Origin of the sequence: Lachnoclostridium sp. MSJ-17, assembly GCF_018918205.1 — a bacterium.
GTDB lineage: Bacteria > Bacillota > Clostridia > Oscillospirales > Acutalibacteraceae > Ruminococcoides.
In genome coordinates this window covers 22,513-28,512 of the sequence record NZ_JAHLQB010000048.1, presented here as the reverse complement: position 1 = coordinate 28,512, position 6,000 = coordinate 22,513, and the positions used below count along the sequence as shown (strand labels likewise).

Genomic DNA, 6,000 nt, shown 5'->3' with positions numbered 1-6,000 from the left:
TTTTTATTCTCGGAATACATCGAGCAGATGTAGTTGTTGCGGCTCTCGTCGAGCATACTCTGCTCCATTACGGTGCCGGGCGTTATTACGCGGATAATATCGCGCTTTACAAGACCCTTTGCCGCTTTCGGATCCTCTGTCTGCTCGCAGATCGCGACCTTGTAGCCCTTGGAAACAAGCTTCGCTATGTATCCTTCGCAGCTGTGGAAGGGTACGCCGCACATCGGTGCGCGTTCTTCCTGACCGCAGTCTCTGCCTGTGAGGGTAAGATCGAGCTCACGGGATGCAAGAATCGCGTCGTCGTAGAACATCTCGTAAAAATCTCCGAGACGGTAAAACAGAATGCAGTCCTTGTTTTGCTCTTTTATCTCAAAGTATTGCTTCATCATCGGAGACAGCTCCGCCATTTCTCACACTCCCTTTCGCTGAAAAAATCTTCCAGTTATCAGCCGCAGCCGCCGCAGGTGCTGCAACTTCCGCTGCACGATTCGGTATAATCGGCAACCTCGGGGTCAACGCCGTCGATGCACTGCTGAATGATAGCGGTGACGCGGTTTGAAATCTTATCAAAGGCTTCCTTAGCCTCGTTGTATTTGATCATGTTCTCGTTTGACATGATTTTGGAGTAAACCTCGCGCATCTCCTTGTTGAGGGTCGTCAGCTTTTCCTGATCTCTGTCCTTCTTGGAGGCTTCCTCGTTGATGCTCAGTCTCTTGATGTTGAACTGACCGATCAGGTCCTGTAACTGAGCGTCGGCGTCAGCCTGAGCCTGAACATTTTTGAGGTTGATGTATGATTCCTCCTGCTGAATAGCTCTGCCGAGCTCTCTTGCGAGTGTGATTGTATCCATTTGTTATTCCTCCGTTTTAATAAGCTCGCCCTTTAATATCCAGTTGCGGGCTCTTGTGATTTTTACATTCTGAAATGTGCCGATAAGCGACGGGTCACCGTCGAGCTCGACAATGATGTTTCCGCTTGTGCGGGCGTTTAGCTCGCCCGTGTTTTCCTTTTCGCTCTCGATAAGCACGCGCTCTGTCTGACCGACCATTGAGGAACAGCGCTTTGCGGCTATTTCCTCCTGAACGTCGAGCAGCTCCCTGAACCACTTTGACTTTTCATCAGCGGGTATCGGGTCGTCCATTTTCGCGGCAGGTGTGCCGACTCTCGGCGAATAGATAAAGGTGAACAGTGAGGTGAACCCGACCTCCCTGATAAGCGATAAGGTCTCCTTGAAGTCCTCGTAGGTCTCTCCGGGGAAGCCGACGATGATGTCGCTTGTCAGCGATACGCCGTCGATTTTCTCCTTGGCATAGGCTATGGTTTCGAGGTATTTTTTTCTGTCGTAGTGACGGTTCATCGCCTTGAGTATCCTGTCGGACCCGCTCTGGAACGGCAGGTGCAGGTGCTTGCTGATATGGCGGCTGTTGGCTATAGCGTCAATCAGCTCACGCGAACAGTCCTTGGGGTGCGAGGTCATAAACCTCAGCCAGTAGTCGCCGTCATACTTGTCAATATCAGAAATAAGCTCGGCGAAGGTCACGGGATTTTGCAAGGTCTTGCCGTAGGAATTGACGTTCTGACCGAGGAGCGTGATGTCCTTGTAGCCGGAGTTTATCATTTCGCGCGCTTCGGAGAGGATAAGCTCCTTTTCCCTGCTGCGTTCTCTTCCGCGAACGTAAGGGACGATGCAGTAGGTACAGAAATTGTTGCAGCCGTACATAATCGGCAGCCAGCCCTTGAACGAGCCGTCGCGCCTGACGGGAAATCCCTCGTATAGTTTATTATCGTCATTTCCGCGCTCAAATATTCTTCTGCCGTCTACGAGAGAGCGGTACATCAGTTCGGGAAAATGATGCAGAGCGTGTGTTCCGAAAACAAGACCGACAAACGGGAAGCTGCGGTAAATGCGGTTGGCGACATGCTCCTGCTCCATCATGCAGCCGCAGAGAGCGATAAGGATCTGCGGGTGTCTGCGCTTGAGATTTTTAAGAGCTCCTACGTTGCCGAAAACCCTGTCCTCGGCGTGTTCACGGACAGCGCAGGTATTGAAAAGTATGAAATCCGCATCATCGGGCTCGTCGACAAAGCCGAAGCCTGATTTTTCGAGCATACCCTTGATTTTTTCACTGTCCGCTACGTTTTGCTGACAGCCATATGTGCGGATAAACGCCAGAGGTTTCTCGCCTCTTTTGCGTATCTCCATTATTTCGGCAATCAGCGCCATGTATTCCTGCTGTTTTTCAGACAGTTTATCCGCCACGATAATATTATCAGACAAATAAACGCCTCCTAACCCATTTTAGTTACTTAACTAATTAAGTATATCACAAGTTGTTTTTGATTTCAATATGTTTATTAAGAATTATACAATATATTTCGTTAATAAATAGTCCGTGTCCCACCATATATTGTGGGAAGCTCCCCTGTTATTACGCTCTGCGCAACCTCGTAATCCGTGTCAAAGGTTATCGTGTCTCCGTAATCGGCGGACGCCGTGACGATGTGCGCCGTGACAACGAGCTTTATGTGATGCATGGTCTGATTCATTCCCGCAGACTCAAAGGTGCTTTCAAGGTGCGAGTTAAAACTGCCCGTCATGCAGAAGGTCAGCGGTATCTCGGGTCCTGTGTTTGAAAGCAGCGTCAGTCCGGTGAACGCTCCGAGAGGAATCATGATCTCGCTGTGCTTAATCTTAGTCAGCTCGTCCTGTGCCGCGCGTATGACCTCTGCCTTGAGCATGTTTATCCGCACCGGATCAGTTTCAACAGAACGCGGCTGACCATCCTTTGAATACTCTACCTTCGCGAGGTCGTCGTAGGACAGGTCAAGCTCACTGAGCTTGTTTGTGACCGCGTCGCTTATCGCTTCCGTAGCGCATCTCTCGGCAAATGACGGAATATACGCGTTTGAAAACACCGCTGCTTTTTTCTCAAAACCATAGACAAGCAGACCAAACCCAAAACAGACGAGCAGAATAATTACGAGACATTTTCTCGGCAGCCGCCTGCGCCTTTTTCTGTACAGCAAAAAAACACCCCTCGTACATCATATACGAGAGGTGTAATTCAGTGAAAATTATTCAGCGTCTTCTTCGCCTTCGCAGCCGTCACAGCCGTCGCAGTTGCCGTCGCACTCTTCCTCGTCGAAAAGCTCGGAGAAATCAAACTCCAGCAGCTCGCCGCAGTTCGGGCACTCAATCTCGCCCTCGAGGAGCACGTCCTCGGAAACGTTGAGCTTCTGACCGCATGCGCCGCAGGTTACCTCGTAGAAGGGATTGTCCTCGTCGTCGAAGTCAAAATCCTCGTCTTCGTCATAATCCTCATCATCGTCGTCGCAGCAGTCGCAGTCCTCGTCGTAAAGCTCGGACTCAACCTCGGAGAGATCCTGATCGATTTCGTCAACCTGATCGCTGAGCTCGTCGTAAAGCTCCTCCATATCGGTAAGATCGTAGGCAATATCGTCGAGAAGATCAATGATAGCGTTGATAACCTTGACCTCGGGCTTGCTCTCGTCAAGAGAAAGACCCTCGCAAAGACCCTTGATGTAAGAAATTTTTTCTGTAATATTCATAGCTTACTCCCGCAGATTACGCTCTGCCCATGTATTCGCCTGTTCTTGTGTCGATCTGGATAACCTCGCCCTCGTCGATAAAGAGCGGTACCTTGATTTCGGCGCCTGTCTCGAGGGTAGCGGGCTTGGTAGCATTGGTAGCTGTATCGCCCTTGAAGCCGGGATCGGTCTTGGTGACCTGAAGCTCAACAAAGTTGGGCGGCTCTACGCCGAAAACATTGCCCTTGTAGGAAAGAACCTTGCAGACCATGTTCTCCTTGACAAACTTGAAGCTGTCGCCGAGAACGCTCTTGTTGATGGGAAGCTGCTCCCATGTTTCGGTATCCATGAAGTAATAGAGATCGCCGTCGGAATAGCTGTACTCCATGTCCTTTCTCTCGATAAAAGCGGTGGGATACTTGTCGTTGGGGTTGAATGTCTTTTCGACAACCGCACCGGTAATTACGTTTCTGATCTTTGTTCTGACAAAAGCAGCACCCTTGCCGGGCTTAACGTGCTGGAATTCGATGATGGAAACTACCTGACCGTCCATCTCAAATGTAACGCCGTTTCTGAAATCACCTGCTGAAATCATTGTTATTACCTCCTAAGTGTTTTAGTCGCACATCTTTGGACACTGTGCTCTCATTATCTACCATTATACATAATATCGTCAAAAAATGCAAGCCCTTTATAAAATTAACAATTCCTTTGGGAGAGAAACGAGATTTTCATAACCCGTATCCGTCACACAGAGCATATCCTCTATCCTAACGCCGAACTCTCCCGGAAGATAAATTCCCGGCTCGTCGGTGATTATCATGCCGGCTTTGAGAATGTCCTTTACCCGCGATGATACTCCGGGCGCCTCGTGGATGTCAAGCCCTACTCCGTGACCCGTTGCGTGGCCGAAATACTTTCCGTAACCAGCGTTTTCGATCACCGATCTCGCGGCTCTGTCGACTTCGGCGGCGGGTACTCCCGCTTTTACAACATCGAGCGCGCTCAGCTGCGCGGTGAGAACCGTTTGGTAGATCTCGCGCATCTTGTCTGTCGCGTGACCGACGGCGACGGTGCGTGTGGTGTCGCTGTGGTAGCCCTCGTAAACCGCACCGAAATCACAGGTAAAGAAATCGCCTTCAGATATTTTATCGTCTGACGGTACACCGTGAGGAAGGGAAGTCTTTTTGCCCGTGATCGTGATCAGATCGAAGGAAATATCCTCGGCGCCGTTCATTTTCATCAAAAACTCAAGCCTAGCCGCAAGCTCCCACTCAGACACCCCGACCTTTACAAAGTTGAGCATCTCAAGGTAGGCTTTCTCAGCGATTTTTTGTGCTGTGCGGATTTTATTGAGCTCTGTTTTGTCTTTTATTATGCGGCAGTCGTTGATTGTCTTGTCAAGACCTTCATTGCTGACGTCAATTCTCTTTTCGCCGAATTTCTTTTTGAAGAATCTAAGCCTTGAAACCGTCATGTACTCGGCTTCGATTTTTACGGATTCAATGCCGTTTTCGCAGAGAGCTTTCAGCAAATCCTCGCTGAGTCTGCGGAAACAGATCACCTCGCAGCCGTGAGCTTTTTGCTGTGCTGCCTCAATGTAACGAAAATCAACAAAGAGATACGACTTGTTTGCTGTAACGAGAAGATAGCCCTCGCTGTGAAAAAAGCCGCAGAAGTAGCCGATGTTTTTCTCGTTTGTAACAAGAGCCGCTTCCCTGTCCGATAATATCCCGCGGAGCTTGTTAATTCTTTTTTCGAATAATTCAGTCATTGCAAATTTCCTTCAAGGCTTCAATCGCGAGAAAATAACTCAGCTTGCCGAACCCTGCGATCTGACCCTTGCATACGGGAGCGATAACCGAGGTGTGACGGAATTCCTCGCGCGCGTGGATATTCGACATATGGACTTCGACATACGGAATCTGCACACAGGCAATAGCGTCCCTGAGCGCGTAGCTGTAGTGAGTCAGCGCGCCGGCGTTAATTACGGCTCCGCAGAAATCCTCATGAGAGCTGTGGATCTTGTCAATCAGGTCTCCCTCGTGATTGGACTGGTAAACCTCGGCTTCAAAGCCGGACTTCAATGCGTAATCCTTGATTTGTGCCTCAATGCTCGCGGCAGTCTCCGCGCCGTAAACGCCTTTTTCACGGATACCGACCATGTTTAGATTCGGACCGAGCATTACAAGAATTTTTTTCATAATCTTAACCCCCGATAAAAAGGCGGACAGCATAAAACTGTCCGCCCATCTTTTTACCTGTATTTGCGCTTGCGAGCTGCTTCTGACTTCTTCTTACGCTTTACAGAGGGCTTCTCGTAAGCCTCTCTCTTGCGCACCTCAGCAATAACACCAGCTCTGGCACACTGCTTCTTGAATCTTCTCAAAGCGCTTTCGAGAGATTCATTCTCTTTTAATCTGATTTCAGCCATCTATTATCCCTCCCATC

General features: G+C 49.5%; 8 protein-coding genes and 1 pseudogene. All 9 read right to left on the bottom strand.

Annotated elements, in window-relative coordinates; translation table 11 throughout:
* A pseudogene (locus KQI64_RS04275) lies at nt 1-407 on the bottom strand (DNA mismatch repair protein MutS); the annotation flags it as partial.
* 38 nt (nt 408-445) lie between these two features.
* Nucleotides 446-850 carry a YlbF family regulator gene (locus tag KQI64_RS04270; RefSeq protein WP_216523493.1) on the bottom strand — a complete coding sequence of 135 codons (405 nt, stop codon included), beginning with the start codon at nt 848-850 and terminating at the stop codon, nt 446-448.
* Between the two features lie 3 nt (nt 851-853).
* A complete protein-coding gene (miaB, locus tag KQI64_RS04265; protein WP_253289184.1) occupies nt 854-2,278 on the bottom strand; it encodes a tRNA (N6-isopentenyl adenosine(37)-C2)-methylthiotransferase MiaB in 1,425 nt (474 codons plus the stop codon).
* A 101-nt stretch (nt 2,279-2,379) separates the two neighbouring features.
* Nucleotides 2,380-3,027, bottom strand: a complete 648-nt coding sequence (locus tag KQI64_RS04260) for a sporulation protein YunB (RefSeq protein WP_216523492.1) — start codon at nt 3,025-3,027, stop codon at nt 2,380-2,382.
* 48 nt (nt 3,028-3,075) lie between these two features.
* Entirely contained in the window at nt 3,076-3,570 is a 495-nt protein-coding gene (locus tag KQI64_RS04255; protein ID WP_216523491.1) for a CD1247 N-terminal domain-containing protein, read from the bottom strand.
* A 16-nt stretch (nt 3,571-3,586) separates the two neighbouring features.
* On the bottom strand, nt 3,587-4,144 hold the full coding sequence (efp, locus tag KQI64_RS04250) for an elongation factor P (RefSeq protein ID WP_216523490.1): 558 nt from the start codon (nt 4,142-4,144) through the stop codon (nt 3,587-3,589).
* 96 nt (nt 4,145-4,240) lie between these two features.
* Nucleotides 4,241-5,323 (bottom strand): aminopeptidase P family protein, encoded by a 1,083-nt coding sequence (locus KQI64_RS04245; protein WP_216523489.1) that lies wholly within the window; start codon nt 5,321-5,323, stop codon nt 4,241-4,243.
* The gene (gene aroQ / locus KQI64_RS04240) at nt 5,316-5,753 is read right to left on the bottom strand and encodes a type II 3-dehydroquinate dehydratase (protein ID WP_216523488.1); all 438 of its coding nucleotides are present in this window, start codon (nt 5,751-5,753) and stop codon (nt 5,316-5,318) included. Before aroQ ends, KQI64_RS04245 begins: the two co-directional genes overlap by 8 nt.
* 53 nt (nt 5,754-5,806) lie before the next feature.
* Nucleotides 5,807-5,983 (bottom strand): 30S ribosomal protein S21, encoded by a 177-nt coding sequence (gene rpsU / locus KQI64_RS04235; protein WP_015523801.1) that lies wholly within the window; start codon nt 5,981-5,983, stop codon nt 5,807-5,809.
* Nucleotides 5,984-6,000: the final 17 nt, after the last annotated feature.

Coding starts and splice junctions, on each gene's coding strand:
- KQI64_RS04270 (WP_216523493.1), bottom strand. CDS start 850: ATGGATACAATCACACTCGCAAGAGAGCTCGGCAGAGCTATTCAGCAG.
- KQI64_RS04255 (WP_216523491.1), bottom strand. CDS start 3,570: ATGAATATTACAGAAAAAATTTCTTACATCAAGGGTCTTTGCGAGGGT.
- efp (WP_216523490.1), bottom strand. CDS start 4,144: ATGATTTCAGCAGGTGATTTCAGAAACGGCGTTACATTTGAGATGGAC.
- KQI64_RS04245 (WP_216523489.1), bottom strand. CDS start 5,323: ATGACTGAATTATTCGAAAAAAGAATTAACAAGCTCCGCGGGATATTA.
- aroQ (WP_216523488.1), bottom strand. CDS start 5,753: ATGAAAAAAATTCTTGTAATGCTCGGTCCGAATCTAAACATGGTCGGT.
- rpsU (WP_015523801.1), bottom strand. CDS start 5,983: ATGGCTGAAATCAGATTAAAAGAGAATGAATCTCTCGAAAGCGCTTTG.